This is a genomic window from Halobacillus shinanisalinarum, assembly GCF_022919835.1.
Lineage (GTDB): Bacteria > Bacillota > Bacilli > Bacillales > Halobacillaceae > Halobacillus_A > Halobacillus_A shinanisalinarum.
In genome coordinates this window covers 4,394,646-4,420,693 of sequence record NZ_CP095074.1, presented here as the reverse complement: position 1 = coordinate 4,420,693, position 26,048 = coordinate 4,394,646, and the positions used below count along the sequence as shown (strand labels likewise).

The following is a 26,048-nucleotide window of genomic DNA, read 5'->3' as shown; positions in this document are numbered from 1 at the left end:
AACAGACTATATCTCCTTTGTATCCTTAAACACTTAAACGTAAACAAAAAACACCCTAACTAACAGGGTGTTTTTCCAGCTTAATCTTGTTCTACAACTAAATTTTTCTCAAAACGGCTGATATCTTTATCAGCTCCTATCACAATCAATACATCTCTCTCTTTGATTTCCTCTGTAGCCATAGGAGAGACGATTATGTCTTTATCTCTCTTTATAGCAACGACGTTACACCCGTATTCTGCGCGAATATCTAAGTCAACCAGGCTTTGTCCACTCATTTTGTCGCCCGCCTTAACTTCCACTACACTATGGTCGTCTGATAACTCAATATAGTCTAGGATGTTATTAGAAATAATGTTGTGAGCGATTCGTTTACCCATATCGCGCTCAGGGTGAACAACGTGGTCAGCGCCAATTTTTCTTAAGATTTTTTCATGGTAATCATTTTGTGCTTTTACAGTAACCGATTTAATTCCTAATTCTTTAAGAATAACTGTTGTTAGAATACTAGCCAAAATGTTATCTCCGATCGCAACAATCACATGATCGAAATTACTTAAACCTAATTCTTTAAGCACACTTTCATCTGTAGAATCTGCAATAACTGCATGTGCTGCAATATCTCTATATTCATTAACTTTATCTTCATCCATATCCAATGCCAGGACTTCCATGCCTTCTTTATTTAACTCACGGCATATACTTCCACCGAAGCGTCCTAGACCAACGACTGCATATTCCTTCTTCATGCTTCATCCCCCATACTGTCAAATCAATGTATTCACATTTTATCATAGTTTATTTAGCGATACACTGGAAAATGGAAAAGATCCTATTGAGCATAGATTTTGTTAAGGAAAGAGTTTTCTCCACATCCTTACTTTTTCCCTTTTACATAATCCGCATCGAATAAAAACATACGCATGAGCATAACCAATGATGGGATGAGCAAAAACAAGCCAGCTATAAAGGCTATGATAAGTGTAACCCCCATGGTTTCGTTTGTAGCCCCGCTTGTGATTGTGACAAAAGGCTGCAGAATATAGGGAAGATGCGAAGCTCCATAACCAAAGAAAGCAAAGAAAAACTGGAACATTACAGCTATAAAGGCCCACCCGTAATATTTGCCTTGATAAACAAGAAACAGACCGATCATAAAGAAGGCAACTGAAATCCCAAACATCCACCAAAGACCGATTGCTTTTTGATAATGCACAGGATTATGCTGACTTAACGCAATAAATGTAGTTAAACTCGCTATAATCGTTGGTGAACTCCAAAATAGGGCGTATTTTCGAACAATTTCAAGTGCCGGCCTATCATCTGCGCGATGTGCATAGTAAGTCAGGAACATCGAACTTATATACAAAACAGAAACGATGGCAAGCAGGACAACACTCCATGAATATGGACTTGAGATTAATTTCCCAATCATGAGGTGTACTCCACTAGCTGTTTCTTCAATAAAACCTCCTTCAGAAATCGTCATCGCTGTTGCAAGTGAAGCCGGAATCAGTAATCCAGTGGCTCCGTAAAGAAACATGTACACAGAATTATCCTTCGACCCATAGCTTTCAAATGCATAAAACGATCCACGAATCGCTAACAGGACGATAGCGATGCTACCTGGAACAAGCAGCGATTGTCCTAAATAGTAGGCCGTATCAGGAAAGAATCCTACAAGACCAACAAAGAAGAAGACAAAAAATACGTTCGTTACTTCCCAAACCGGTGACAGGTATCTGGATATCAGCTTGTTAATAATGTGGTCCTTTTTCGTCAGTCTGGCATAGTACGCAAAGAATCCGGCCCCAAAGTCGACCGATGCCACAATTAAATAACCATACAGGAAGAACCAGAGAACTGTAATTCCTATATATTCATAACTCATTCTTTGTCACTCTCCTTTACATTAGGGTAGCGACCTTCAAGCTCTAGTTCTGCCGGATTATTTTTAAATATCTTACGCAGCACAACAATACATCCGATTCCTAAAACAGTGTACAGCCCTAAGAACAGCAGAAACATTAATCCTACGTGCGGCGAAGTTGTTGCCCCTTCTGCCACTGTCATAAACCCTCTTATGATCCATGGCTGCCGCCCCACCTCTGCGTAAATCCAGCCAAATTCAATAGCAAGCATGGCAAGCGGTCCGATTACAGCTAACCCTGTTAACAACCATTTATTGTACTCATTCCACTTTTTCACCTTCCAGAAAATAAGGAACAGCATGGATATACCTACTAAATAGAAACCTATGGAAACCATCAAGTCGAACATATAATGAATCCATAGTGGCGGCCGTTCATCTTCAGGTGTTTCATATAAACCTTCTACCTCTGCATTAAAATCACCATAAGCCAAGAAACTTAGTGCACCTGGAATACGTATTTCGTTCTTCACTTCATTGTTTTCGTTTAATGTCCCAAAGACAACCAGATCCGCGCCTTCCTCTGTTTCAAAATGCCATTCCCCAGCGGCCAGCTTGTCAGGCTGATATTCAGCTAGATATTTCGCTGATGAATCACCGGCTATAGCCGTAGCTAACGCGAAGACAAACGTGGCGGTAACTGTCATCTTTAAAGCTTTCCTATGATATGTCGTTCCTTTTTTCATCAAAATAATAACCGCCGCAATCGTTGCTAAGATCGCTGCAGATGTTAAATAAGACGACGTAATCACATGAAACACTTTTGACGGTGTTGCTGGGTTAAACATGGCCGCAAAAGGCTCTACTGCAGTTAGCTTACCTTCATCAATTTCGAACCCTTGCGGCGAATTCATAAACGCATTGACAGTTGTAATAAAAAAAGCAGACAGGGTTGAACCTATAACAATAGGAATTGATAATAACCAGTGAAAAATTGGATTTTTGAAACGGTCCCATGTGTAAAGATATGCCCCTAAAAAAATAGCTTCAAAAAAGAAGGCGAATACCTCCAAGAATAGCGGCAAACTGATAATATTCCCCGCCACTTGCATAAAGCTCGGCCATAATAAAGAGAGTTGCAAACCTATAGCTGTACCCGTGACCACACCAACAGCGACTGTGATCGTAAATCCTCTGGTCCATCTTCGTGCTAACAATGTATAGTGTGGATCCTTCTTCTTAATACCGATAAACTCAGCCATTGATATCATGATAGGTATGCCGACCCCAACGGTTGCAAATATAATATGAAATCCTAGCGTTAAGAAGGTAAGCAATCGACTCATTAGCACACTATCTTCAAAAAACATTTGCTACTCCCCCTTGTAACTTATTAAACTAATCCAACTCACTATAAGTATAAAACGAAAAAGCGATACATGGTTACGTGATCGCTGACTATTTTGTGACAAACTTCACAAACTCATTTGCATCCATCGTATCCCATATGTAAGGTTACTGTCTATATTTTTGACTTCAATAGACACTACAATACATTACCCTATCGTTGATGAAAAAATCCTTAATTGTATCAAAAATCCAATTAATTCTTCGACCTTCTAATAAATAAAGGCTTTTTTAGTCATGATTATTGTTTCTAGCAAAAAATTTTTCGAAAGGTTAGAGAAAAGAGAAAAATGCCCTCTCTCAAATAGGAGCGAGGGCATTTTTTAAATAGCATCAAGCATTTGAAATTGTGCTTTAACTAACTCAAAATATTCGCCTTCTTGGTCCATCAGCTGGTCGTGGGATCCGTGCTCGAGGATCTTGCCGTGTTCGAGTACGTAAATGGTGTCAGCTTCCCTAATCGTTGACAGTCTATGTGCAATAATAATCGCGGTTCTATCTTTTAAGAGTCTTCTTAGTGCCTGCTGAATTTTCATTTCAGTCTCTGTATCAATACTTGCTGTTGCCTCATCCAAAATTAGGATTCTTGGATCAGCGAGCAAAGCTCTTGCAAAGGATAGGAGCTGCCGCTCACCAGCGGATAAAATACTTCCCCTCTCTTCTACTTCCGTTTCATAGCCGCTATTTAAGCGACTAATAAAATCATCTGCTCCAACCAGCTTAGCTGCTTCGATTACTTCCTCATCAGAGGCGGTTGGTCGACCGAAACGAATATTTTCCATAATTGTACCAGAGAAAATAAATGTATCTTGTAACACGACGCTAATTTGCTGTCTGACACTATCAATCGTAGCATCTTGAAGATCTGTCCCATCAATTTTAACTGCACCTTTTGTCGGATCGTAAAAACGACTGATTAAGTTAGCAATCGTTGATTTACCGGACCCTGTATGGCCGACTAATGCAACTGTTTCCCCTTGTTTCATTTCAAGTGATATCTTATGCAAAGCGATTCGCTTCTCATCATAGGCAAATTGTACTTGATCAAATTCTATATGACCCTTCATATCTGAAAGGTCACGCGCATTTGATTTTTCTTGAACGTTTGGTTGTTCGTCGAGAAATTCAAAGATCCGCTCCGAGGCGGCCATCGCCATCAGAAGTTGATTGTATACTTGACCAAGTCTTGAAATTGGCTCCCAGAACATGCCAAGGAAGAAGGCAAACGAGACGAAAGTACCAATTTCAATGGCACCTTGTAAAATAAGAAACGCCCCATAAGAGATCAAAATCACTGTCCCGACCGCGTTACTCATTTCAACAAAAGGACGGAACATTGCACTTTTCCTCGTGGCAGTATTCCATGATTGGAAATTATCTGTGTTCACTCCATTAAAGTATTCTGCATTCTCTGTTTCCTGAGAAAAAGACTGGGTAATCCGCACTCCCTGCAGACTCTCATTTAAATGAGAGTTCAACCTTGATTGCTGGATTCGGACCTCTTGCCAGGAGCGGCGTATGTTCCTTCGCAGCTTCGTGGAAATGTAGAACATGAGCGGCATAATCACTAGGATAGCAAGAGCCAGCTTAGGGCTTAATGCGAATAAAATAACCACAATCCCTGTCAACATGACAATATCCATTAACAGATTGATGATCCCATTTGTGAACAACTCCTGCAATGAATTAATATCATTCATGATTCGAACTAAAATCGATCCCGCTGACCGTGAATCAAAGAATTTATGTGAGAGTCTTTGTACATGTGAAAACAAGTGTTGGCGCAGATCGTAGATGACATTTTGGCCTAGTATGTTGACATACTTGATACGCAAAGCGTTACCGATATAGCTTAATAGATACATGATAGCGATCCCTACTACGAGTTGAATAAGTAGATTTGTATTATTTTCAGCTATCGCGACATCAATCGCGACTTTACCTATTAGAATAGGTACTACAAGTCGAACAATTGTAGATATGAGCATGGCTATTATAGATATGGGCAACAGACGCCTCGTGTATGGTTTTACATATTTGAGCAGGCGAACCATTTGTGTCCAGTTAAAAGGCTTCTCAATGGCTTGATCCTGCGTGTATTTAAACCTATTCAAATGTTTATTCGTCTCAGGTCTGTGCTTAGGTTTACGTGCCATCTGTTCTCCCCCTTTTTCGAATAATTTCAAGAAATTTTTGAGGACTTTAATATTTTTTCCTTATCTTGATATTGAATATCATAGATACGTTGGTACGGTCCGCCATTTTCTAAAAGGTCATCGTGGATACCGCGTTCTTTAACCGCTCCATCTTCAAGCACAAGAATTTCATCTGCATGTTTAAGGGAAGAAATCCGATGAGCGATAATAAATGTTGTTCGACCTGCCATCACTTCTTGCAACGCCTTTTGTATCTTAAATTCAGTTTCCATATCTACCGCTGACGTTGCATCATCGAGAACTAGAATAGCCGGGTCAATTAAAATCGCTCGAGCAATGGCAATCCGCTGCTTCTGGCCGCCGGATAAGCCCATGCCCCGCTCACCAAGCAACGTGTCATATCCCTCAGGCATATCCATAATAAAGTCATGAGCCTGTGCTCTTTTTGCAGCAGATACTACATCTTCTATCGTCGCATCAGGATTCCCATACGAGATATTTTCTTTAATAGAAGTTGAGAATAAAAAGGATTCCTGAAGCACAAAGCCAATATTTTTACGTAACGTTTTCAGTCCATAGTCGGCTACAGGATTTCCATCTATAAGGACTTGGCCCTTCTCAGGCTCATAGAAACGAGTAATCAACTGGGTAATACTTGTTTTCCCAGAACCCGTCGCCCCAATGAGACCGATCGTTTTACCTGGAGGAGCATCAAAGTTAATATTTTTTAAAGCCGAATCGTCATCCTCTATATAGGTAAGCGTCACATTATCAAAAGTTACATGCCCTGCAAGTCGATCCAGAACAATAGGATTTTCTTTTTCACTAATATCTTCATGGGCTTCTAAAATTTCAAGCAGGCGTTCTCCTGAAGCCTTTGATTGAGAAAATAAATTAATGACAAAGCCAAAGTTCATTAAAGGACCTAAGATGTACCAAACAAGGCTGAAGAAGGCAACCAACTCACCTAATTGCAGGGAACCATTCATGACAAGATAACCACCATAAGCGAGTAAGGCAACGACACTCACATTTCCGATAAACTCCATTAAAGGGAAATATCGTGACCATATATTTGACGTATTAATGTATGTCTTCTTATAATCCTCACTACGATTTAAGAAACGTCCAACTTCGAAATCCTCTCTAGAAAGCGATTTCACAGTATTCATCCCGCTTATATTTTCCTGGACACGAGTGTTTAGCTTACCAAATGACTTTCTGATTTTACGAAAAGCGGGATGGACCTGCTTATCGAACCGATAAACGACAATGGCTAAGAAAGGCATCGCAGCCATCGTAACGAGGGCTAATGGAATAGAATAATAAAACATGACACTAAGACTAATTACGATCAGTAAAACAATTCGAATAAGTTCTGAAAATCCTACAGATAAAAAGAAGCGAAATCCTTCTACATCAGCAGTCAGTCGTGACATGATGTCACCCGTCTTCGCATTGTCATAATACTTAAACGGCAGCCTTTGTAACTTTTTATAGAGGCCATCTCTCAGTGTGTACACGGATCTTATCCCAAAGTAATCACCAAGGTACTGGTGAAAGTATGTAGCCACTCCTTTGACTAGCATAAGCAATATAAAGGCAGTGCTAATATAAGGAATCAAGTTGTACCTTTCACCTCTTACTACTTCATCAATAGTGATTTGGAGCACGATCGGATAAATAACGGTAATTCCTGTGACAAAAAGCAGTGCAAATAGTGACCAAATAAAGAAGGACTTGAATGGCCAATAAAATTGCTTCAGTTTTTTAAACGTCTCCATAGTGTCTCCCTCCCTTTATTTTTCACGTAATTAATAATATATCGGGAAACGAAATAAATTTCCACCTATTTGACTAACTTTTTCAAAATTTCCTATTTTTTAGAGTAATAGAAGGTATCTGTAGACGAGTTAAATAATTTTTTCTCCAACGACTAAGTTCGGAATCTCCTATCCAACACCGAATCTCCATAACAGATCCACCCTTCTGATGTATGGACAATGAAACGCAAAAAAAAAGCAACTCCCCTATTTTACTAAAGGAATTGCTCTTTATGTCTGTTATTTTTGATTAACGCCCAGCACGCGGTTCACACGTTTACGAAGCATTTTCATGCCGCCTCCGCCTGCTTGGAAGTGCCGTAGATTGCCCTCTTCATCAAACACGTAATAAGCTGGTACGTATTCATTTTCAAAAGCATCTGTTAGTGCGTGCTTGTTATCTACATAAATAGGTTGCGTAATCCCATGCTCTTCAGCCACTTCTTTAATTTGTTCAAGGTCTAAGTCTTTCTCTGAACGTGGCATGTGAACAGCAACGACATTTAGATCATCACTATATTCATCTCTAAACTCATTCACACTTGGCATAGCTTCTTTACAAAGTCCGCAGCTCACAGACCAAAAGTGAATAAGTGTCGGTTTATCGCCAGTTAAGTTTTCTTTCGTTAAAGCATCACTGTTTAACCATTGTGTAGCTTCAGGAAGCTCTGGCATTGGTGTTCTTAAACGCATTTGATAATTCCTCCTTGATATCAACATTTTTATGGAAAAAAGGTCTAACACTACGGTTAGACCTTCATTGTTCCATTTACAACTTAAAGAGTTTCTTGACCTGGCTTCCAGTTTGCTGGGCAAAGTCCGCCAGTTTGCAGCGCTTGAAGGACGCGAAGTGTTTCTTCTACGTCACGGCCGATATTATTATGATTCACTACTTGATACTGAAGTTCCCCTTCAGGGCTGATGATGAATAGACCGCGCAGGGCAACACCTTCTTCTTCAATTAGAACACCATAATCTTTAGCAACTTGGTGGTTTGTATCAGCAGCCAAGGAATACTCAAGATCACCAAGGCCATTGTCATCACGAGAAGTATTGATCCATGCCAAGTGCGTATGGATCGTATCTGTGGAAACACCAACTACCTCTGCATCAAGATCTTCGAATTCGTCGAAACGATCTGATAGAGAAGTAATTTCAGTTGGGCACACGAAAGTGAAATCCATTGGATAAAAGAAAAGCACTGTCCATTTATCGTTCTTCATATTTTCTTCAAGTGAAACTTTACCAAATTCTTTGTTTGGAAGCACTGCATCCATTTCGAAGCGAGGTGCTTGTTTTGCTACCATGCGTTCTGCCATTTGAAAATCCCTCCAAATATTTTATATCATTGTTTTGTTATGCTTCATGCTTTTAAGCACATAATATAGTATAACGAGTTAGTCTATTAGAGTCAATCTTAACTAATAATGAATGTAAACTAGTTTAAATTCTCTTGAAATCTACATGTACTAATAATATGGACCACATCGATTCTCATTAAACATGATTCGTTGAGGAAAGTAAACTAATATGCTTGTTACATTTCGGCAATGTTCTTCAAAATAACAGTAAATCATTGAAAAGTCTTAGTACTTTCAGATATTATAATGGGGAACATGAATGGAAGGAAAGGAGTCAATTTATGAATTTGTTCGAAGAAGGATTTGAATTCAATCCTTCTGTGGTTGTCGAGTCGTTAATCACAGGCGGATTGAAAATACTCATTATTTTAATAGCATTCGCGATCCTTAGTCCACTTGGGAAAAAGGCAATTAGTGTTGCTATTAACCGGATGGGTAAGCAGCGTAAGCTCACTGAACCACGTACGAAAACCCTTGAGAAAATTTCTGTAAATCTATTTGGCTACGCATTGCTATTTGTCTTAATCGTTATGTTATTAAGCGCCATCAACATTAATATTGGACCACTTCTTGCTGGAGCAGGTATTTTAGGCCTTGCAATTGGATTTGGTGCACAAGGATTAGTCTCAGATATCGTAACCGGATTTTTCATTTTACTTGAGCGTCAAATTGAAGTGGACGATTATGTGACAGCCGCAGGTTATGATGGCATTGTGGAAGAAGTAGGGATCCGCACAACTAAACTTAGAGGATTTGATGGAACACTTCACTATATACCAAATCGTAATATCGCTGGTGTGAGTAACCATTCACGAGGGAATATGCGCGCACTCGTCGATATTGGTATTGGTTATGAGGACAACATGGATGAAGCGTTGGAGGTTCTTACGAAAGTAGCTGAGGATTTCGCTGAGGACCCTCGCTTTAAAGAGGGACCAAGCGTTCTTGGAGTACAAAGCATTGGAACTTCTGATATCGTCATCCGAGTGCTCGGCAAGACAGCGAACATGGAACAGTGGGGTGTCGAACGTGACATGAGAAAAGCGATTAAAGAAGCGCTGGATGGAGCAGGCATCGACATACCATATCCGCATCAAGTGAACGTTGATAAACAAAAAGCAAATTAAATAAAAATCCCGGATTGTATAAACAGTCCGGGATTTTTATTTATACTTGGAAACGCCAATAAATCTACCTTCCTTCATTCTCCTATGTATAGAGGGTCTGCGCCCTCTAATGAATCAAGAAAAGCAATTATCCACTTCCTGGCAAACTTCATCTGCTGTCCTACCGTGAGCATTGACAACTACACCATTTGTAACTGCATCCTGCATCCCCATTACATCACGATCCTGTCCAGAAATGACACAGCAGTCACAGTCTTGTGCATCCTCGTTGTTTTGTAATGTGACAAGATCATACCCTTTTTGTTGAAGGGCTGAACGAATATCGCTCAAATTTTCCTCAATCGCTACTTTTTTCACGTGAAGTCCTCCTCATATAAGAATCACGTGGTTATTATTGCCAGAAAATCCTCAAGTATGCATATAAATTAGAGTTCATGCAGACCTTTCGCTACGAGTTTTGCGCCGATAGACAGCGCTTCTTCCTTTGGCGATAAACGTGAAGTGTGAAGCACCGATTGTGAATCGACACCGAGCCAAAACATAAAACCTGGAATTTCTTTTAACATGTAACCAAAATCTTCTCCCGTCATCGCTGCATCCGCTTCCTGATAGGTAACATTTAAGTCCCTGGTCAGCTTAGCAAACTTCTGTACATAGTCAGCATGATTGTTTACTTGATAATAGTTTGAGCCATAATCAATCTTTGCGCTACAATCGTGTGCTACCTCAATGCCTTCAACGATTTTCTCTATTTCAGCTTTCACTCGATCCATAGCTTCAGGTGACATCGTGCGAATTGTCCCCTCAAGTCTTGCTTGTTCAGCAACAATATTTTGTACCGTGCCGCCGGTGATTTTTCCAACTGTAATCACAGCACTATCGAGCGGATCCACTCTTCTTGCAACAACTTGTTGAAGTTGTGTCACGAGGAAACTTGCCGCAACGACCATATCTTTCGTTAGATGCGGGTAGGCAGCATGTCCGCCTTTCCCTGTTAAATCAATAAACAGTTCACTTGTATTAGCAAAAAGCAAGCCCGCTCTTGAAGAGACAACACCAGCAGGAAGCTCTGGAGCAATATGGAGGGCAAAAATACAATCTGGCTTAAAACGCTTCATTGTCTCAGAACGAAGCATCGGCTCAGCACCGCCAGGCCCTTCTTCAGCTGGTTGAAAAATAAATACTACGTGATTGCTCGCAGGTTCATTGGCCAAGGATTCTAAGGCAGCAAGAGCTATCGTCATATGAAAATCATGTCCGCACGCGTGCATTTTGCCTTCGTGAGTAGAAGCATACTCATAGCCGGTAGCTTCGGTTAATGGAAGTCCATCAATATCTGCCCGGTACCCTATCGTTTTCTTTGGCGCTCTACCTTCCACCTTTACAAATATACCAGTCTTCCACGTTTCCACAGTTAAATGATCCTGTGGCAATTCTTTTATAAATTCTAATAAATAGGTATGAGTTTTATACTCCTCAAATCCAAGCTCCGGAATGCGGTGTAGATCCCTGCGTATGTGAATCAGTTCTTTTTCTTCCAACATAATTCCTTCCTCCTATTGATAAGAAAGACCTTGCTATCGATAAGCAAGGTCTTAAGAAATTAATTATCTAGTTTTCTGAGTTCTTTCTTAATCTCTGTCTTAGATTTTGTTTGATCATCGATTTTTTTAATGACTTTAGCTGGCGTTCCAGCCACAACCGTGTTTGATGGCACGTCTTCTGTTACGATTGCACCTGCAGCAACAACAGAACCTTTTCCGACTGTTACCCCTTCAAGTACCACTGCATTCGCGCCGATGACTACTTCATCCTCAATAACAACAGGCTTTGCAGAAGGTGGTTCAATCACACCAGCTAACACGGCCCCAGCACCGATATGACAATCTTTTCCTACCGTTGCTCGTCCACCTAGGACAACGTTCATATCGATCATTGTACCTTCACCAACAACAGAACCAATGTTGATGGAAGCACCAATCATAATAATCGCCCCGTCACCGATTTCTACCTGGTCGCGGATAACTGCACCGGGCTCAATACGAGCATTAACCTTCTTTGTATCCAGCAGCGGAATCGCTGAATTTCGGCGATCGCTTTCAAGCACATAGTCTTCAATTTGTGTGCTGTACTTTTCAAGAAGAGGTTCAATTACCTTCCACTCTCCGAAAAGAACGCCCGACTCTCCCGTAATAAAGTCCTTTACATCCTGACCAAAGTCAATGTCAGAAAGACCCTTCCCTTTTACATATACTTTAACAGGTGTGGATTTTTCACTATTTGAAATAAATGAGATAATCTCATTGGCATCCATTTGTTTCATATGTATCCTCCTCAAAACGTAGTCGCGTATCTCACCCTTTACTTTATCAAAGCACCTTACCCGTGACAAGAATTTTACGTTTGTTTTCCTCTAGGTAATCGTAAAATAAGGAATAAGCTTATGATTGCAAGGATCAGCAATCCGATATAAACGAACTGCAGGCCAGATGTCAGCCCCTCCTTAAGTACATGAAGAGCCTGTTCCCCCAACTGTGTTCTTCCCTCTTCATTTAATAGCAAATTAGTAGAATCAACGGAAAACTTATGATCTAACCCTGATTCAGTAAGGGCTGCTTGTATTCTATTGTTCAGCAATCCACCTAAAAGGGCCGCTCCCACGGCGCTTCCTAGTGTCCTCATAAACATATTAGTAGCTGTGGCTATTCCACGCATCTCCCAGTTCACAGCATTTTGAATTGATACAATAAACGATGTAGTGGAAAGCCCCATACCAATACCGATGAATAACGACCCAATCGCAGCGAAGACAGGACCGCGTTCAGGTGATAACAATGTAAATATGCCTCCACCCATGATTAATGACACCCCACCGAGAATAGAAGTCGTCCTAAATCCAATGGTTAATATAAGTCTCCCTGCCAGTGTAGAAGCAATTGGCCAGCCTATTGACATCGTCGTTAAAGTAAAACCAGCAACCGTTGCCGATCTTTCCATCACCCCTTGAACGAAAGTTGGTAAATAACTCGATACCCCGATTAAGATCATACCTGACGTTAAAGAAGTTAAATTAGCATATTTAATCGACCGTATCCGCCATATTTGGAAAGGCATCATCGGGGAAGCGGCACCTCGTTCATGCACCAAGAAGGTGACAAAACTGAATAAGGTTAAGCTGATCAGTATTGCCATTTCCCATGATATCCAGGATACACCGACGCCGCCTTCAACTAAAATAAACATAAATAAACTGACAGCAAGCATGACTAACAGAGAACCTTTTAAATCAACGGCTTGTTTCTCTTTAGAGCCCTCTTCTTTAAAAAATAGAACAATTCCTATGATCGCGAGTAGCCCCAGGGGAATATTCATCCAGAATACATAAGGCCAACTTAATACATCAACAAAGAAACCACCTAAGAGCGGGCCTGAGACAGCTGAGATCCCCCACACACTCGACAAATAGCCTTGAATTTTAGCACGTTCTTCTTTTGTATAAATATCACCAACAATCGTTGTTGCAATCGGCATTAACGCACCAGCGCCAAGTCCCTGAATTAATCGTGCTGCAATTAAAAATAACATCGTTTGCGACAAAGCGGCCAAAGTAGAACCGGCCAGAAATAAAATGATTCCAATTAAGAAAATTGGTTTGCGGCCAACAATATCAGCCAGTCTGCCAAACAACAGAACCGTAGCGGCGTTGGTTAATAAATAGGCGGAAAACACCCAGCTATAAAGACTAAACCCACCTAAATCAGCCACAATGCTGGGCATAGCAGTAGATACAATTGTCGCTTCGATAGCTGACAAAAACATAGCAAGCATAATCGATGCTAAAACAAGCCCGCGTTTTTGCTTTTTATAAGGTTTCTGAACTGATTCCATAAGCTATCACCCTTATTACAAGTGACTTTTTGAACAACCTCTACAAAGAGAAGACGCCTGCAAGAGGCGCCATCCTTCATCCTATATTTCTGTCGTTTCGTTTACTCGCTTCAATGTTTCATGATAGTGTTTGCTAAACTGTTTTAAAATGGTCCTTCTTGTTACAATCCCATCAAATTCATCATTGTCGTTGGTGACACAAATAAATGGATGATCGATGAGTTTATGTAACGCATCAATCATTGTATGAGTTCGCTTCAAACAAGGAACATCCGTGTCGACAACTTCACCTACTGACATATCATTTAATCGATTCAATTCAAATTGTTCCATCCCAAGAGTCTCTTCAAGAATGATTGTTTTGCTTATAACCCCTGAAATTTATACATTGGGTCTACGACGGGCACGGCAGAGTAACCGCTTTTGACTAATACCAGTAAAGCATGATCTAAGGGATTTCCAATTTGTACATGGGCTACTTTTTCTGCTGGAATCATTAATTCTTCAACCAGCGGGATTTCAAGTTTTTTACTCTGTACACTTACCATCATCAACACTCCTCTCTAATCAAACAATTGAAGGAGCAAAAAGGAAACGCTGACACACATCTAAAATTAGTTTAACATAGATTCACACCGCAAACGAATCGCAATTTTCGACATTCATCAACATACTGCTTCAGCCATATAATACCCCTAATCGATTCAAGGATAACCCAATAACATGATTTGCTTTATAAACTGAACTAGAACACTTATACTAAAAGAAGATGTTCAAAAAGTCACCAAATGGTCAACGGCGAATTTCTTCGTTGCTCATTTTTTCTGGTCCTCACGTAGGAAAGGCATACGCTGTGGCCCTCAAAACGTTCGCGCCTCGAACTTTTTGCGACACACAAGGAACGCGCTCGTCTCGAGGTTGTCACAGGAGGTAACGATCTTTGTCGACGTTCTCATTCGGCAACTTTTTGAACACACACTAAAAGAAATGATCAGAGTTAGGACTGAATAAGTTTATGGAGACACACACTTTTTCAAAACGTGAAGAGATTGCTAATGCGGTTACCCATGGGGTTGGGGCGATACTGAGTGTGGCTATGCTCGTTTTATTAATTGTATTTGCAAGCTTAAGTGGAAATGCGTGGGAGATTGTTTCTGTAACAATCTATGGAGTTACGATGCTCGCTTTATATGTCTCCTCGACACTTGTCCATAGTTTCCCGCCGGGTAGATGTAAAGATCTGTTCGAAATCTTTGACCACTCAGCTATTTACTTATTTATAGCAGGAACTTATACCCCCCTTCTGCTTGTCCCATTACGAGGTACACTTGGGTGGACGTTGTTCGGAATTGTCTGGGGAATTGCGATTTTTGGGATCATCTTTAAAATCTTTTTCGTGAAAAGATTCGTTGTATTATCAACAGTTTTTTACGTTCTTATGGGGTGGTTGATCGTTTTTGCCTGGGAACCTCTAACAATGGAAATGCAAACGGCAGGCATCATCTTTTTGGTTTTCGGTGGAATTTTATATTCTTTAGGTGCCATATTTTATGTATGGAGAGCCTTCACTTACCACCATATGGTTTGGCATTTGCTTGTTCTCAGCGGATCCATCCTCCACTTCTTCACAGTGTTTTTCTATATTATCTAAGAAAAAGACTAAACCCTGATAGGCACGATAAGCATATGACAGGTAATGGATTGAAGAAGATTCCTAGAAAGTTCGACGCAGCACGCCTGTGCCATCGCTTAACGACCATGTAATGTGGGACCACGGAGATAATTGACTGTACCCAAGCACCTGGCTTTACTCATCTATAAACGAACATAAAGCCGCTCGATTTCAAGTAAGCGGCTTTGTCATTTTTTTAAAAAGGGAATTGATTGAGCCATTGTCCCCCATCAAGTGTAACCATTTCTCCATTCATACAGGCTGTCTCGCCTGATAAAATAAAACTGGCTAGTCCGACGATTTCCCTGAGTGTACCTAATCTGCCTAGGGGAACTGAATGTAATGTCCTCTTTGTGGCTACCTCCGATTCAAATAATATGTTAACGCCTCCTCTTCGCTCGATAGGGCCGGGCGCGATCGCACGAATCCCGTATTTCGCTCCCCATTCAACCCGATATTGATAACAGAGTTCCAGCCATTTGGAGTAAGTTTTTCTGCAGGGCGATGAAATTTCCTGCTACATTATTAACTAAATGGTCAATGCGTCCAAAGGCTTCCACCGTTTGTTGAACCATTCTCTCTATATCTGCTATTTCACGAACATCCATTTCTATTAATAGTACGTTCTCTTCTTTACCATTGGCATTTGATCTCTTGCCTGCCTCAAACGTTCAATATTCCTGCCGGTGATCGCTACTTTTGCTCCTTTTTCAACAACCTTTCGGCCCTGTGCAGCCCCTTACCACTTGAACCACCTGTGACTATTATTACTTGATCTTTCATTTTTTCATCCTCCATCCTCTTCGTTAACATCCCATACAACAACTCCTATGCATTTTTTTGTTTTTTTCACATCCAATTGATTCATATAGGATTTTAGGGTAAAAGTGGTATAATGGCGGAAGTATTTAAGATGAAAGGACACGTATCATGAGATTAACGCGACGCAGCTTTATAAAAAAATTCCTACTAAGCGGTCTTGGACTAATTGGAATGAGCGGCGGCGGCTATTACTACGCCCGTAATATTGAGCCCCACATGCTGCAAAGACAGGAATATACCCTTATACATGAGAAAATACCGAAATCATTTGACGGCTTTAAGGTTGTTCAATTTTCCGATACTCATATAGGCTTTAACTATAATCTTGAACAGTTCAAACAATTAATACAGACGATTAACCAGGAGGAGCCTGATCTGATCGTCTTCACCGGGGACCTCGTTGACGAACCTCATACGTACCGATTCGATCAAAGCATTCCGCAATTGCTCCAAAAGCTGAAAGCACCTCTCGGAAAGTATTGGATTTATGGCAATCATGACCACGGTGGCTATGGGACAGAGACGGTGAAGGCCGTCATGGAGGACGGAGGATTTGAGCTACTGCAGAACAGTGTTGCAATGATAGATAATGGACAAGACTCTTTTTCCTTAGCAGGGTTAGATGACGTGATGCTTGGATCACCAGATATCACAGCAACGGTTAAACAGATTAAAGGAGATCCATTTACGGTTTTGCTTGTTCATGAACCTGATGTGGCTGATCAGATGAAAAATCATGGAATCCATGTACAGCTTTCAGGACACAGTCATGGCGGTCAAATTCAATTGCCCATTCTGGGTGCACTTGTCACCCCTCCATATGCAGAAACTTATATTGAGGGAAAACATACGATTAGTGAGCAGTTAACTCTCTATGTAAATAGGGGAATTGGTACAACTCGTCTCCCTTATCGGTTTATGTGCCGTCCCGAATATTCCGTTTTTTATCTCAATACAAAGACTTAACATTTTTGTGACAGGATGATCTTGCGTCCGTCAAAAATGGAAGCACATGTTAAAATAAAAGTACTATCTGTGTTTGGAGGATGGATTATGAAATATTTCACATTGGTCAATTTACTACTATTATTGTTGCTTACAGCCTGCGGCTCTCCTATTGAAGAAAATATGTCGCGCCAAATAGAAGAATTTACAGCTACAACACAGAGCGGTGAAAAAGTGAATTTGCCAGAGGATTTAAAAGGGGGGTATTGGGTAGCTGACTTTATTTTCACCAGTTGTGAAACCGTTTGTCCGCCAATGACAGGAAATATGTCTCGCCTCCAACAGCAATTAAAGGAAGAAAATATGGATGGTGTTGAACTTGTCTCCTTTTCCGTTGATCCTAAACAAGACACAAAAAAGAAGCTAAAAGAATTTGCTGATGCTTATCAACCTGATTATGAGCAGTGGAGTTTCCTAACGGGATATACGTTTGAGGAAGTTAAAGAATTGTCAATCAAATCGTTCCAATCCCCTCTTTCCAAAATGGAAGGCTCAAACCAAGTGGCACATGGTACAAGCTTTTATTTAGTCACCCCTGAAGGTGACGTAATCAAGCGTTATAACGGAACTAAAGCAGCAGAAATGGATCAAATCATTTCAGATTTAAAAAAATTAATGTAGGTATGAGCGAATTGCTTTTGCAAATTTTTGTTAATTATCATACGATAGAATGACTACGTGAAAGGAGAACCCGTATGAGAGAAAATCAGTCATCGTCTCGAGAACTCGCCGAATCACTGTTTATTGTTAACCGACATGCGAAAACAGCTCCAGAGCCCAAGCACTTATATGAAATTAAAAAGTCCACGATCACTAAATTACTTCAAGAACGTAAAGCAAAAAAAATCGGTCTGCATTTTTCTGATCATCCTAAACTTAGCAAGCAACATTCTACACTTCTGATTGAAGTTGGCGGTTACTATTTTCATATCCCTGCTGAAAAGAAGGATTTTAACCAATTGAAACACTTAGGAAAGATTGATCACTCATATCGAAACCCCAAACCGAAACTATCTCTGGCCAAAGCCAAACGGACACTTTACAAATATCTAGGATGGGACCAACGTAAGTCCCCCGCTTCTCACTCGCTTTCATACCGCTCCAATTCGTCCATGTTGGGACAACAACATATCACTCCCTGGAACCAGCGTCCAAAGCGCTAATTAAACAAAGAGGCCGATAAAATGACCGGCTTCTCTGTTTTTCATGTTTTGACTCTTTGAAAAAAAGGAATAACCTTTAACAGGAGGGGTGATAGAATGACAATGAATCCACTGGATGACTTCTTGTATCAGTTGAATAAGTATGTAGAGTATTCAACTGAATTAAGATCTTCATTTGAACATTTAACGGAACATGAAAAAAATATTATCCGCGACTCACACCCGACAAGTTCAGACCCTTTAAAGATTACGAAACAAGCGTATGATTGGCACGATGTCTTATTTGAAAAAGTCGAAAATGAAAAAAGCCGCTCTTAAGAGCGGCTTTTTTCAAAGACTATGCTGATCGATAAACTGAATAAGTTCAACAATTTCTGGCTTTGAAATTTGAGCATCAGCTCCAACCTTTTCACCTTTATGTCTAAGGTCTTCGGTTATTAGTGAAGAAAAGATAATCACAGGTAAAATGCTGAGTTTCTTATCTTCCTTTATTAACTTCGTTAAATGGTGACCGTCCATCCTGGGCATTTCAACATCTGTAATCACCAACTGGTACTCTTCAGCAACTTCCCTGCCTCCAGCAACTATAGCTTGAAGATGATCATGAGCATCCTTGCCGTCTTCACAAAACACGGTATGAATATAGCCCGCTTCCTCCAATGTTTCTTGTAACAAGCCACGTAATAAACCCGAATCTTCTACCACTAAAATTTTCTTATTCGAACGCTCCCGTTTACCAAGGATATGGATGTCTCCCTTGTTCAAACCTGATTCTGGACATATATCTGAGACGATCTTTTCAAAGTCAAGCAGGAGTAGCACATCGTCATCTTTTTTAATAACACCTGTAATTCCGGATTCTAGTCCTTGATACATCTTCCCTGGTTTTTCAATGGATTCCCAGGAAATACGGTGAATTTGTGTTACTGTATGTACGTGGAACACAACTTTAGTCTGATTAAACTCCGTCAAAATAAATTTGTCTTGTTTAGGATTTGTAGAAGCTTGAAACCCCAATGCATGTGCTACATCAACGACAGGAACAATATCTCTCCGAATATCGACAATACCTTCAACCGCTGGGTGTGAATGAGGAATTTTTGTTACAGGTACAGGGTTTAAAATTTCCTTTACCTTAATTACATTAATCCCAAAACGGTTTTCACCGATACCGAATTCAACTATCTCAAGCTCATTCGTACCACTTTCCAGTAAAACCCCTCGATCCTTCTCCATCCCATACTTCAACCCTCTCTATAATCATTCTTCACTTAAACCATACCACAATCCACAGAATGATAGTACAAAAGTTTGGGGTGTTTTGTCACATTATACTTAGGCTACCCGTTTCTTTGAGCGAATTTTCACCCTCGTCATGACCATTCTTCCTATGCCGGTTAAAACACGGACGGCGCCGTAACTGCTTATCGCAAGCAAGCTGATCGACCAATAGTAGGAAGGTAGGAATGTAGATTCTGTTCCCATAGCATAACGATCCACCATTTGTAAAAAAGTAATGGCCAATATAGAACTAATACTATAACCAAGCAAGGTGAACCATTGCTTGACAAGCAGCCACTCCATTATAGGCTTCATTACAAACATGATACTAGCTATTAGCAGAAAGACGAGCACAAATTGAATGTGTAACCCGTTCAATCCAAATATTTGCAGGATATCTTGATCCAGCCACTGAATCACCCGATCAAGGAAGGAAACATTAAACCATTGATTCATAGAGGATCCCTCACTTTCACTGTTTACTCCCATTATGATCGATGATTTTCCATTCTATACTTTTCAGGCAGGATAGATCCCTTTATTTTTCATCCATTTTAATCCTTCTCTTTTACTAAGCGGCCTTAATTCCGTAGATTCTATGAACGATATCACAGCTTGGGGCGCCGTTTTACTATACTCCCGTAAACTCCAGCCAATCGCTTTTTCGATAAAAAATTCCTTCTCATGCTTCAATTTCCCAATCGCCGGAAATAACAGTTGTTCATTTGTCTTCTCTTTAAACGACAACTGATTGAGCAAACTTGCTCTTCGCACCCACATGTGATCGGAGTTTGACCAATCTACAGTGATCTGCTGCAATTTTTTATTATAATGAAGTAGGTACCTGCCACATAGGTTTGAAGAGATTGAATCTACGGTATCCCACCACGGCTTAGTAGTTAGTAACTCTTTATATACATCAATAGCTTCCTCAGGTGGTTGTTTGGACTCTATATCTAACAATGCTAGTGCCGCATAATGGCACTCTCTTTCCTCTTCTTGAAAAAGTAAATTAGCCGCTTCTGCACGCTCTGAAAATACCATAGGCGTAAATGACTTTAACCATTGCTTCACTAGCTTTGAGCGGTCAGGCGTTTTGATTCCATAAAAGGGAAATTTGTTTTTCATGTATTTTTCCATCGCTTCATTCTGCGTAGTATCTCTGTTTGCACTTAATTCTTTTACAATCGAGTCTTTTATAATACCACTACGATTCATGCCTACCTCCATTAACTTTGAACGAATTTGGCTAATTCATCACTTTGCTGCTCTGCTTCTTGATAGCCTTGCATATATAATTGATGCAAGCGATCCCTATTTTTCTCTAATCGGCTAACGCGCAAAGGACGTAAAGGGCGTAAAACGGAAACTTGCTGGTTCTCTTCCATCCTTTTAATTTTTGATATGGTTTGGTTGTACTTTTGATGGCGATTTCTTAAAGCTTGAGCAAACCTCGGAAAGCTTTTGTACTTACGATTAAAATACCAGTTCAGTTTCATTTTATTTTTGATATAGCCGTCATTACGCGTCAACACAACCACATGTTTACGATTACCTGAATCAATTGAATGCTGCAATGGAATCGGATCGGCTATACCCCCGTCCATTAAGTCTTCTCCCAAATACGATATACTAGGTGCAATTAACGGCAATGAACTTGACGCCCGCATCACTTGAAGTAAGCTTGTCCGATCAGGAAAATGATTGAAGAATTGCGGCTCTCCCGTTCGCATATTGGTTGTCCCTACAACAAACTCTGTCGCTCTCGATAAAAATGCATCATAATCAAAGGGAACAAGATGATTAGGAAGTTTATCAAAAATAAAGTCCATACCAAACAATTGACGATCGGTAAACATACGCTTATAAGATATGTACTCAGGATGATTCCCGTATTCAACCATCACTTCATAATTCCTTCCACGCTGGGCGGCCACATAAGAACTCCCGTTACAAGCTCCCGCTGAAGCTCCAACAACGTAAGGGAAATGAATGTCTTCATCAAGGAAGAAATCCAACACCCCTGCTGTATAAGCTCCCCGCATTCCTCCTCCTTCTAATACTAAACCAGTTTGATTCACAAACAGTCTCCCCCCCTTTTTTCTATAGTGAAATTATAACGCTCATTTACCTCTCTTTGAAGTAAACCGAACCATCTTCCCTTAGGTAGTGTGCTAATTATTTCCACATAATGGAGGGTAGTTGAACTAGTTTCTGATTGTAATCAAAAAGTCTTAAGTCCTTGAAAGCCACTTGAAAGATTTTCTCACATAAAAAAGGAAAGCAGCCACGCTATGCGGCTGCTTTTACTCTATGATATGATCAATTTACAATTTTAGTTTTATCTATCGTTTTTGCTCTTTTCTCATCAATTTGTTTGTCGATTTTTTCTAAAGCTTGCTGATCATTCAAGAGCCGTTCCTTATTTTGGTTCACTAGCTCTTCAAAAGAGATTCGATTTGGCCTCATGACTCAAACTCCTTTCTCGCATTTACATGGTACATATTCATTATAACAAATAAAAAAAGGGATAAATCTAAATTGTTTGAACATTTTGTTAACATTTTAATTGGAGGATGACTAATGGAACATTTAATTAATAAAAACCTATCAACCATTCAAATATCCGGTATTCGACAATTCTTTAATATGGTCAGTCACTATGATGACGTGGTTTCTTTAACCATCGGGCAGCCTGACATTAGAACACCGGAACATGTGAAGGATGCTGCAATTCAAGCAATTCATGACAATCATACGAATTATACCCACAACGCCGGGCTGCTTCAGCTTCGAGAAGCGATCAGTCGGCACGTTGACCAACGCTACCAATTATCTTACAATGCTAAGGATGAAGTTATTGTTACCATTGGGGCCTCACAGGCGATCGATATTACACTACGGACTATTTTGCAAAAAGACGATGAAGTTCTTTTACCTGGCCCAGTTTATCCTGGTTATGAACCCCTTATCAAGTTAGCAGGGGCTTCAGCTAAACACATAGACACAAGACAGCACGGGTTCAAACTTACTGCCGAATTACTCGAGCAAGCAATAACACCAAAGACAAAATGTCTCATTCTGCCATACCCATCAAACCCTACAGGAGTGTCCTTATCTAAAGAAGAGTTGAAAGAAATTGCAGCTGTTATCAAAAAACATAACCTATTTATGATTGCTGATGAAATTTATAGTGAACTTACTTATGGTAAAGACCACACTTCTATCGCTGTCTTTCCCGAGATACGCGACCAAGTTATTGTTATAAACGGCGTATCTAAATCACACTCTATGACTGGTTTTAGAATCGGCTACTTATTAGCTCCTGCATGGTTAGCTGCGCATATTCTCAAAGTACATCAATATAATGTCTCGTGTGCCACATCCATTAGTCAATACGCAGCTTTAGAAGCAATAGACAATGGCAAATCCGACCCCATTCATATGAAAAGAGAATATGATCAGAGAAGATCCTATGTCATGGAACGTCTTGATAAAATGGGGCTAAGCTATCAAGTTCCAGATGGAGCGTTTTACATCTTTCCTAAATTCCCACTTGGGGATATGTCTTCCTTTGATAAAGCGGTACAGCTTGTTGAAGAAGCGGGTGTTGCCCTCGTACCGGGAGATGCTTTTTCCAAATATGGAAATGGGTATATGAGGCTCTCCTATGCTTACAGTATGGACACGCTGCAGAAAGGAATGGCTCGCCTAGAGGAATTCTTAACGTAAAAAAGAGCGAAATCATTTTCGCTCTTTTCTTATGCATCTTTTTTTTGTTGTATTTGGTTAAGTAGATGATCTAATTCCTGACTCATTCGCACCGATTTAGCACTTGAAAATCCTTCTTTTATAGCAGTCTCTGTCATACGCTTACGTAACCGTTCTATCCTTAATGTGAGTTGATCTTGCTGATCTACTTTCATCATCGTACCTCCTAGCGTATGCGAATATAAACTATATTTTACCATACTCTATCCCACCCCCAAAGTGGAAAAAGAATAAAATCAAAACATTCACAAATTTTTCAGATTTTAGCACTTATCATATTAAGATTTGATTACAGTTTCTATCATTGTTTCATTTTTGTACCCTTGTGATAAACTAAAGTTGTCCCGAGCATGTATAAGAGAGGAAGATTCAGATTGTCTGAGCAAGCTAAGAAAGAATGGGTGGAATGGATTAAGGCGATAGCGATCGCTGTTGTCCTAGCCTTTATTTTACGTACTTTCTTTTTCGCCACTTCCATCGTTGAAGGTTCCAGTATGGACCCTACCCTTGAGAGCGGTGAACGAGTAATGTTTAATAAAATTATTTATTTCGTTGATGAGCCTACCTATGGAGATGTTGTAATTATTGAACGACCTATGAAGAATTATGTAAAAAGGGTCATAGGAAAACCAAGCGATACAATAGAAGTTCGAAACCATCAGTTATATATTGACGGTCAAAAGAAAGAACAGAACTTTTTAAGTGAAGAAGCAATTAGGGGGACAAGAGATTTCGGCCCTGTTAAGGTTCCGGATGGCACTTATTTCGTAATGGGGGATAATCGTTCAATCAGTAAAGACAGCCGTAATGGACTTGGATTTATTAAGGAAGGGGAAATTATCGGCAGAACAGAACTGATTATATACCCCTTTGATGAAATCAGTTTAACTCAATAATGAATCGCCCACTATCTAAGAGCAGCTAAAGAGGCATTACCTTCATAGCAAGCAGGGATTGATAGTGGGCGATTCTTGTTAGCCTTTCACTTTATCAGGAAGATGGTGGATCGTTTCAATCAAATCATCAAGTTTCCCTTCTATACGGTGCAATAAATAAAAAGTTACCGCTATTGGAAACCCGACATCTGTTACGAAAGGAAGCCATGTGTCCACTTTTTCACACCTCCCTCCTTTTTTAGGAGAAAATCCAAGTGCAGCCACTTTCACAACAAAGCTTGAAAAGCCACTATGAAGCAATCTTCATAGTGGCTTTTGTGTCTCAGAACTATAGTTCAATATCAAATACGTTCCGTTCTACAATCCGTGCTTGTTTTTTCTCTACTAAATTGCCACCACTTGAGTAAAAACAACTTTCTGCAATTATTGCATCCATTGCAGCATGAATAGCAATTTGATCAGTTGGTTCAACCGGTTCATCGAGTGAAATCGTTACAATACTTCCCTCTTCGTTAAGAAATTTAAGTTCAAGCTTTTTCATCCTCGTTCCTCCCCTCTACTTTTTATAGATCAACTAAAACGGATGAATCGTTGCGTTCAATGGTTGATAGTAAACGTTGTTGCAAAGGTGCTAATGCAGTAGCCACTTTATACAACTGGTCCGATGTTGCCTCCATCTTTACGTTATTGAACGACTTTGTACGGAATTTTACATTACCTTTCTCGTCTGTCCCGTTTTCAAATACAAGTTGCAGTTGAGTGTTTACTTTATCTGCTGTTACCGCCATGGTGATCACCTCCTTTCACTCTTATAATCGAAGGTGACCCCCTGGGAGGTGTCTATGTGTATTTGGTTTTTTTATGTATGGAATGTCCGTATGATTTTTGTATAACAAAGACATAAGAAATCACTTGTGTACAGTTATGATATAAAAGAAGAGCAAGCATCCTTTATCCTGATGCTTGCTCTTCATTTCCTGTGTATGATTGGAAAAAAACTTATGTGATTGGTTTTATCCTCGATCAAAAATACAAAAACCCATTAGTGCAAACAAGATAACAAGACAGACGAGAAACATAATTATTTCGCCCATACACTCACCCCCTCATCCATTATATTTTATCAAAAAATCAGCTCACTGGCTTCCTTTTTTCTACCTTTACGTTACCGATTAATCCATCAAAAGCAACATTATACGGGCAGCTTCGACACACGCAACTATTCATTTTACTCTATTGTACACTATTTTGCTTCATTTAGCCTGCTTCATTCCCCGGGAAATGTTTTTAGTTCTTGCCTCACATGTAACTTGGACAACTTTTAAAATTCAGACGAGCTTATAGAAAACAGTAAATAGAACAGAAATGCTAAGGGCATAATAAATAAGAGGAGGCGATCATATGAATGCAAATCAGCGTCTATCAAGTCCAAATTATCTAGCTGCCCCGCTCCTAATTAACGAAATGAAAAATGATCATGTCAATCATTGGTGTAATGAGTTGGAAGAAGAAAATTCATTTACGAATGTTCAAGAACTCGATAATCAACAAGCCAAGATCGTTACTGTATCTAAAAATTCATTCATAAACGAACTTAACTAAAAATGGGTGAATGACCATACAACCACAGTTCTTCCGCATAGGCTGACAGTGTATTCAACTGGAGGTGTCCTTATGTACGGAAGTAACCCTTATCAATGCAGATGTGGCGGCTATGGCGGTAAAAGTCAAGGAAATAGTTTCACACTTATCGTCATCCTCTTCATCCTATTAATCATCGTAGGTGCGGCAATTTATTGCTAGTTA

30 protein-coding genes and 2 pseudogenes are annotated in these 26,048 nt (G+C 40.0%); 10 read left to right on the top strand and 22 right to left on the bottom strand.

The window, feature by feature from the left end; genetic code table 11:
* Nucleotides 1–80 precede the first annotated feature (80 nt).
* The 7 genes from MUO14_RS21910 to MUO14_RS21880 all read right to left on the bottom strand — a co-directional run bounded on the left by MUO14_RS21910 (nucleotide 81) and on the right by MUO14_RS21880 (nucleotide 8,575).
* A complete protein-coding gene (locus MUO14_RS21910; RefSeq protein WP_244752625.1) occupies nucleotides 81–749 on the bottom strand; it encodes a potassium channel family protein in 669 nt (222 codons plus the stop codon).
* Between the two features lie 128 nt (nucleotides 750–877).
* Nucleotides 878–1,891, bottom strand: a complete 1,014-nt coding sequence (locus MUO14_RS21905) for a cytochrome d ubiquinol oxidase subunit II (RefSeq protein ID WP_244752624.1) — start codon at nucleotides 1,889–1,891, stop codon at nucleotides 878–880.
* Entirely contained in the window at nucleotides 1,888–3,240 is a 1,353-nt protein-coding gene (locus MUO14_RS21900; RefSeq protein WP_244752623.1) for a cytochrome ubiquinol oxidase subunit I, read from the bottom strand. Before MUO14_RS21900 ends, MUO14_RS21905 begins: the two co-directional genes overlap by 4 nt.
* A gap of 360 nt (nucleotides 3,241–3,600) precedes the next feature.
* Nucleotides 3,601–5,433, bottom strand: a complete 1,833-nt coding sequence (locus MUO14_RS21895; protein WP_244752622.1) for an ABC transporter ATP-binding protein — start codon at nucleotides 5,431–5,433, stop codon at nucleotides 3,601–3,603.
* Nucleotides 5,434–5,459: 26 nt separating this feature from the next.
* Nucleotides 5,460–7,217 carry an ABC transporter ATP-binding protein gene (locus MUO14_RS21890; RefSeq protein ID WP_244752621.1) on the bottom strand — a complete coding sequence of 586 codons (1,758 nt, stop codon included), beginning with the start codon at nucleotides 7,215–7,217 and terminating at the stop codon, nucleotides 5,460–5,462.
* A gap of 279 nt (nucleotides 7,218–7,496) precedes the next feature.
* Complete coding sequence (locus MUO14_RS21885; RefSeq protein WP_244752620.1) at nucleotides 7,497–7,949, bottom strand: TlpA family protein disulfide reductase; 453 nt, start codon at nucleotides 7,947–7,949, stop codon at nucleotides 7,497–7,499.
* An 83-nt stretch (nucleotides 7,950–8,032) separates the two neighbouring features.
* Entirely contained in the window at nucleotides 8,033–8,575 is a 543-nt protein-coding gene (locus MUO14_RS21880; protein ID WP_244752619.1) for a peroxiredoxin, read from the bottom strand.
* A gap of 323 nt (nucleotides 8,576–8,898) precedes the next feature.
* Here MUO14_RS21880 and MUO14_RS21875 point away from each other — a divergent pair, with 323 nt between their 5' ends.
* Nucleotides 8,899–9,744: a mechanosensitive ion channel family protein gene (locus tag MUO14_RS21875; protein WP_244752618.1), complete on the top strand. Its 846-nt coding sequence runs from the start codon at nucleotides 8,899–8,901 to the stop codon at nucleotides 9,742–9,744.
* 114 nt (nucleotides 9,745–9,858) lie between these two features.
* On the opposite strand, the gene MUO14_RS21870 is transcribed toward MUO14_RS21875, so the two are convergent.
* The 5 genes and pseudogenes from MUO14_RS21870 to cbpB form a co-directional block, all read right to left on the bottom strand.
* Entirely contained in the window at nucleotides 9,859–10,101 is a 243-nt protein-coding gene (locus MUO14_RS21870) for a YkuS family protein (RefSeq protein WP_244752617.1), read from the bottom strand.
* Between the two features lie 68 nt (nucleotides 10,102–10,169).
* Nucleotides 10,170–11,285 carry an N-acetyldiaminopimelate deacetylase gene (locus tag MUO14_RS21865; RefSeq protein ID WP_244755721.1) on the bottom strand — a complete coding sequence of 372 codons (1,116 nt, stop codon included), beginning with the start codon at nucleotides 11,283–11,285 and terminating at the stop codon, nucleotides 10,170–10,172.
* 62 nt (nucleotides 11,286–11,347) lie between these two features.
* The gene (dapD, locus tag MUO14_RS21860) at nucleotides 11,348–12,067 is read right to left on the bottom strand and encodes a 2,3,4,5-tetrahydropyridine-2,6-dicarboxylate N-acetyltransferase (protein ID WP_244752616.1); all 720 of its coding nucleotides are present in this window, start codon (nucleotides 12,065–12,067) and stop codon (nucleotides 11,348–11,350) included.
* A gap of 74 nt (nucleotides 12,068–12,141) precedes the next feature.
* Nucleotides 12,142–13,632, bottom strand: coding sequence for an MDR family MFS transporter (locus tag MUO14_RS21855; RefSeq protein ID WP_244752615.1), 1,491 nt, complete (start codon nucleotides 13,630–13,632; stop codon nucleotides 12,142–12,144).
* 81 nt (nucleotides 13,633–13,713) lie between these two features.
* A pseudogene (gene cbpB, locus MUO14_RS21850) lies at nucleotides 13,714–14,180 on the bottom strand (cyclic-di-AMP-binding protein CbpB).
* A 467-nt stretch (nucleotides 14,181–14,647) separates the two neighbouring features.
* Between cbpB and trhA the strand changes: the two are divergent.
* The gene (trhA, locus tag MUO14_RS21845) at nucleotides 14,648–15,283 is read left to right on the top strand and encodes a PAQR family membrane homeostasis protein TrhA (RefSeq protein ID WP_244752614.1); all 636 of its coding nucleotides are present in this window, start codon (nucleotides 14,648–14,650) and stop codon (nucleotides 15,281–15,283) included.
* A gap of 217 nt (nucleotides 15,284–15,500) precedes the next feature.
* Here trhA and MUO14_RS21840 read toward each other — a convergent pair.
* Nucleotides 15,501–16,087, bottom strand: a pseudogene (locus MUO14_RS21840) (SDR family oxidoreductase).
* 147 nt (nucleotides 16,088–16,234) lie between these two features.
* Between MUO14_RS21840 and MUO14_RS21835 the strand changes: the two are divergent.
* The 4 genes from MUO14_RS21835 (at nucleotide 16,235) to MUO14_RS21820 (ending at nucleotide 18,612) form a co-directional block, all read left to right on the top strand.
* Entirely contained in the window at nucleotides 16,235–17,092 is an 858-nt protein-coding gene (locus MUO14_RS21835; protein WP_244752613.1) for a metallophosphoesterase, read from the top strand.
* Nucleotides 17,093–17,179: 87 nt separating this feature from the next.
* Nucleotides 17,180–17,752: an SCO family protein gene (locus MUO14_RS21830; protein ID WP_244752612.1), complete on the top strand. Its 573-nt coding sequence runs from the start codon at nucleotides 17,180–17,182 to the stop codon at nucleotides 17,750–17,752.
* Between the two features lie 74 nt (nucleotides 17,753–17,826).
* On the top strand, nucleotides 17,827–18,294 hold the full coding sequence (locus MUO14_RS21825) for a YkyB family protein (protein WP_244752611.1): 468 nt from the start codon (nucleotides 17,827–17,829) through the stop codon (nucleotides 18,292–18,294).
* Nucleotides 18,295–18,390: 96 nt separating this feature from the next.
* Nucleotides 18,391–18,612, top strand: coding sequence for a hypothetical protein (locus tag MUO14_RS21820; protein ID WP_244752610.1), 222 nt, complete (start codon nucleotides 18,391–18,393; stop codon nucleotides 18,610–18,612).
* 12 nt (nucleotides 18,613–18,624) lie between these two features.
* Here MUO14_RS21820 and MUO14_RS21815 read toward each other — a convergent pair whose 3' ends face one another.
* From MUO14_RS21815 to MUO14_RS21795, 5 genes are all read right to left on the bottom strand, one after another.
* Nucleotides 18,625–19,530 (bottom strand): chemotaxis protein, encoded by a 906-nt coding sequence (locus MUO14_RS21815; RefSeq protein WP_244752609.1) that lies wholly within the window; start codon nucleotides 19,528–19,530, stop codon nucleotides 18,625–18,627.
* A gap of 99 nt (nucleotides 19,531–19,629) precedes the next feature.
* On the bottom strand, nucleotides 19,630–20,031 hold the full coding sequence (locus MUO14_RS21810) for a hypothetical protein (RefSeq protein WP_244752608.1): 402 nt from the start codon (nucleotides 20,029–20,031) through the stop codon (nucleotides 19,630–19,632).
* Nucleotides 20,032–20,094: 63 nt separating this feature from the next.
* Complete coding sequence (locus tag MUO14_RS21805) at nucleotides 20,095–20,793, bottom strand: DNA alkylation repair protein (RefSeq protein WP_244752607.1); 699 nt, start codon at nucleotides 20,791–20,793, stop codon at nucleotides 20,095–20,097.
* 11 nt (nucleotides 20,794–20,804) lie between these two features.
* A complete protein-coding gene (locus MUO14_RS21800) occupies nucleotides 20,805–21,656 on the bottom strand; it encodes a patatin-like phospholipase family protein (protein WP_244752606.1) in 852 nt (283 codons plus the stop codon).
* Between the two features lie 241 nt (nucleotides 21,657–21,897).
* A complete protein-coding gene (locus tag MUO14_RS21795; protein WP_244752605.1) occupies nucleotides 21,898–22,044 on the bottom strand; it encodes an FbpB family small basic protein in 147 nt (48 codons plus the stop codon).
* 114 nt (nucleotides 22,045–22,158) lie between these two features.
* Here MUO14_RS21795 and MUO14_RS21790 point away from each other — a divergent pair, with 114 nt between their 5' ends.
* Entirely contained in the window at nucleotides 22,159–23,307 is a 1,149-nt protein-coding gene (locus MUO14_RS21790) for an aminotransferase A (RefSeq protein WP_244752604.1), read from the top strand.
* A gap of 29 nt (nucleotides 23,308–23,336) precedes the next feature.
* Here the strand turns inward: MUO14_RS21790 and MUO14_RS21785 are convergent, their stop codons facing one another.
* The gene (locus tag MUO14_RS21785; protein WP_244752603.1) at nucleotides 23,337–23,501 is read right to left on the bottom strand and encodes an aspartyl-phosphate phosphatase Spo0E family protein; all 165 of its coding nucleotides are present in this window, start codon (nucleotides 23,499–23,501) and stop codon (nucleotides 23,337–23,339) included.
* Between the two features lie 219 nt (nucleotides 23,502–23,720).
* Here MUO14_RS21785 and lepB point away from each other — a divergent pair, with 219 nt between their 5' ends.
* On the top strand, nucleotides 23,721–24,242 hold the full coding sequence (gene lepB, locus MUO14_RS21780; protein ID WP_244752602.1) for a signal peptidase I: 522 nt from the start codon (nucleotides 23,721–23,723) through the stop codon (nucleotides 24,240–24,242).
* 78 nt (nucleotides 24,243–24,320) lie between these two features.
* Here the strand turns inward: lepB and MUO14_RS21775 are convergent, their stop codons facing one another.
* The 3 genes from MUO14_RS21775 to MUO14_RS21765 form a co-directional block, all read right to left on the bottom strand.
* Nucleotides 24,321–24,458, bottom strand: a complete 138-nt coding sequence (locus tag MUO14_RS21775) for a YvrJ family protein (RefSeq protein WP_244752601.1) — start codon at nucleotides 24,456–24,458, stop codon at nucleotides 24,321–24,323.
* Between the two features lie 112 nt (nucleotides 24,459–24,570).
* The gene (locus tag MUO14_RS21770; protein ID WP_244752600.1) at nucleotides 24,571–24,783 is read right to left on the bottom strand and encodes a DUF2922 domain-containing protein; all 213 of its coding nucleotides are present in this window, start codon (nucleotides 24,781–24,783) and stop codon (nucleotides 24,571–24,573) included.
* Nucleotides 24,784–24,805: 22 nt separating this feature from the next.
* Entirely contained in the window at nucleotides 24,806–25,030 is a 225-nt protein-coding gene (locus tag MUO14_RS21765; RefSeq protein WP_244752599.1) for a DUF1659 domain-containing protein, read from the bottom strand.
* Between the two features lie 613 nt (nucleotides 25,031–25,643).
* Here MUO14_RS21765 and MUO14_RS21760 point away from each other — a divergent pair.
* Nucleotides 25,644–25,844: a hypothetical protein gene (locus tag MUO14_RS21760; RefSeq protein WP_244752598.1), complete on the top strand. Its 201-nt coding sequence runs from the start codon at nucleotides 25,644–25,646 to the stop codon at nucleotides 25,842–25,844.
* 72 nt (nucleotides 25,845–25,916) lie between these two features.
* Nucleotides 25,917–26,045: a YjcZ family sporulation protein gene (locus tag MUO14_RS21755; protein ID WP_244752597.1), complete on the top strand. Its 129-nt coding sequence runs from the start codon at nucleotides 25,917–25,919 to the stop codon at nucleotides 26,043–26,045.
* Nucleotides 26,046–26,048 lie beyond the last annotated feature (3 nt).

Coding starts and splice junctions, on each gene's coding strand:
- MUO14_RS21910 (WP_244752625.1), bottom strand. CDS start 749: ATGAAGAAGGAATATGCAGTCGTTGGTCTAGGACGCTTCGGTGGAAGT.
- MUO14_RS21905 (WP_244752624.1), bottom strand. CDS start 1,891: ATGAGTTATGAATATATAGGAATTACAGTTCTCTGGTTCTTCCTGTAT.
- MUO14_RS21900 (WP_244752623.1), bottom strand. CDS start 3,240: ATGTTTTTTGAAGATAGTGTGCTAATGAGTCGATTGCTTACCTTCTTA.
- MUO14_RS21895 (WP_244752622.1), bottom strand. CDS start 5,433: ATGGCACGTAAACCTAAGCACAGACCTGAGACGAATAAACATTTGAAT.
- MUO14_RS21890 (WP_244752621.1), bottom strand. CDS start 7,217: ATGGAGACGTTTAAAAAACTGAAGCAATTTTATTGGCCATTCAAGTCC.
- MUO14_RS21885 (WP_244752620.1), bottom strand. CDS start 7,949: ATGCGTTTAAGAACACCAATGCCAGAGCTTCCTGAAGCTACACAATGG.
- MUO14_RS21880 (WP_244752619.1), bottom strand. CDS start 8,575: ATGGCAGAACGCATGGTAGCAAAACAAGCACCTCGCTTCGAAATGGAT.
- MUO14_RS21875 (WP_244752618.1), top strand. CDS start 8,899: ATGAATTTGTTCGAAGAAGGATTTGAATTCAATCCTTCTGTGGTTGTC.
- dapD (WP_244752616.1), bottom strand. CDS start 12,067: ATGAAACAAATGGATGCCAATGAGATTATCTCATTTATTTCAAATAGT.
- MUO14_RS21855 (WP_244752615.1), bottom strand. CDS start 13,632: ATGGAATCAGTTCAGAAACCTTATAAAAAGCAAAAACGCGGGCTTGTT.
- trhA (WP_244752614.1), top strand. CDS start 14,648: ATGGAGACACACACTTTTTCAAAACGTGAAGAGATTGCTAATGCGGTT.
- MUO14_RS21835 (WP_244752613.1), top strand. CDS start 16,235: ATGAGATTAACGCGACGCAGCTTTATAAAAAAATTCCTACTAAGCGGT.
- MUO14_RS21830 (WP_244752612.1), top strand. CDS start 17,180: ATGAAATATTTCACATTGGTCAATTTACTACTATTATTGTTGCTTACA.
- MUO14_RS21825 (WP_244752611.1), top strand. CDS start 17,827: ATGAGAGAAAATCAGTCATCGTCTCGAGAACTCGCCGAATCACTGTTT.
- MUO14_RS21820 (WP_244752610.1), top strand. CDS start 18,391: ATGACAATGAATCCACTGGATGACTTCTTGTATCAGTTGAATAAGTAT.
- MUO14_RS21815 (WP_244752609.1), bottom strand. CDS start 19,530: ATGGAGAAGGATCGAGGGGTTTTACTGGAAAGTGGTACGAATGAGCTT.
- MUO14_RS21810 (WP_244752608.1), bottom strand. CDS start 20,031: ATGAATCAATGGTTTAATGTTTCCTTCCTTGATCGGGTGATTCAGTGG.
- MUO14_RS21805 (WP_244752607.1), bottom strand. CDS start 20,793: ATGAATCGTAGTGGTATTATAAAAGACTCGATTGTAAAAGAATTAAGT.
- MUO14_RS21795 (WP_244752605.1), bottom strand. CDS start 22,044: ATGAGGCCAAATCGAATCTCTTTTGAAGAGCTAGTGAACCAAAATAAG.
- MUO14_RS21790 (WP_244752604.1), top strand. CDS start 22,159: ATGGAACATTTAATTAATAAAAACCTATCAACCATTCAAATATCCGGT.
- MUO14_RS21785 (WP_244752603.1), bottom strand. CDS start 23,501: ATGAAAGTAGATCAGCAAGATCAACTCACATTAAGGATAGAACGGTTA.
- MUO14_RS21770 (WP_244752600.1), bottom strand. CDS start 24,783: ATGAAAAAGCTTGAACTTAAATTTCTTAACGAAGAGGGAAGTATTGTA.
- MUO14_RS21765 (WP_244752599.1), bottom strand. CDS start 25,030: ATGGCGGTAACAGCAGATAAAGTAAACACTCAACTGCAACTTGTATTT.
- MUO14_RS21760 (WP_244752598.1), top strand. CDS start 25,644: ATGAATGCAAATCAGCGTCTATCAAGTCCAAATTATCTAGCTGCCCCG.
- MUO14_RS21755 (WP_244752597.1), top strand. CDS start 25,917: ATGTACGGAAGTAACCCTTATCAATGCAGATGTGGCGGCTATGGCGGT.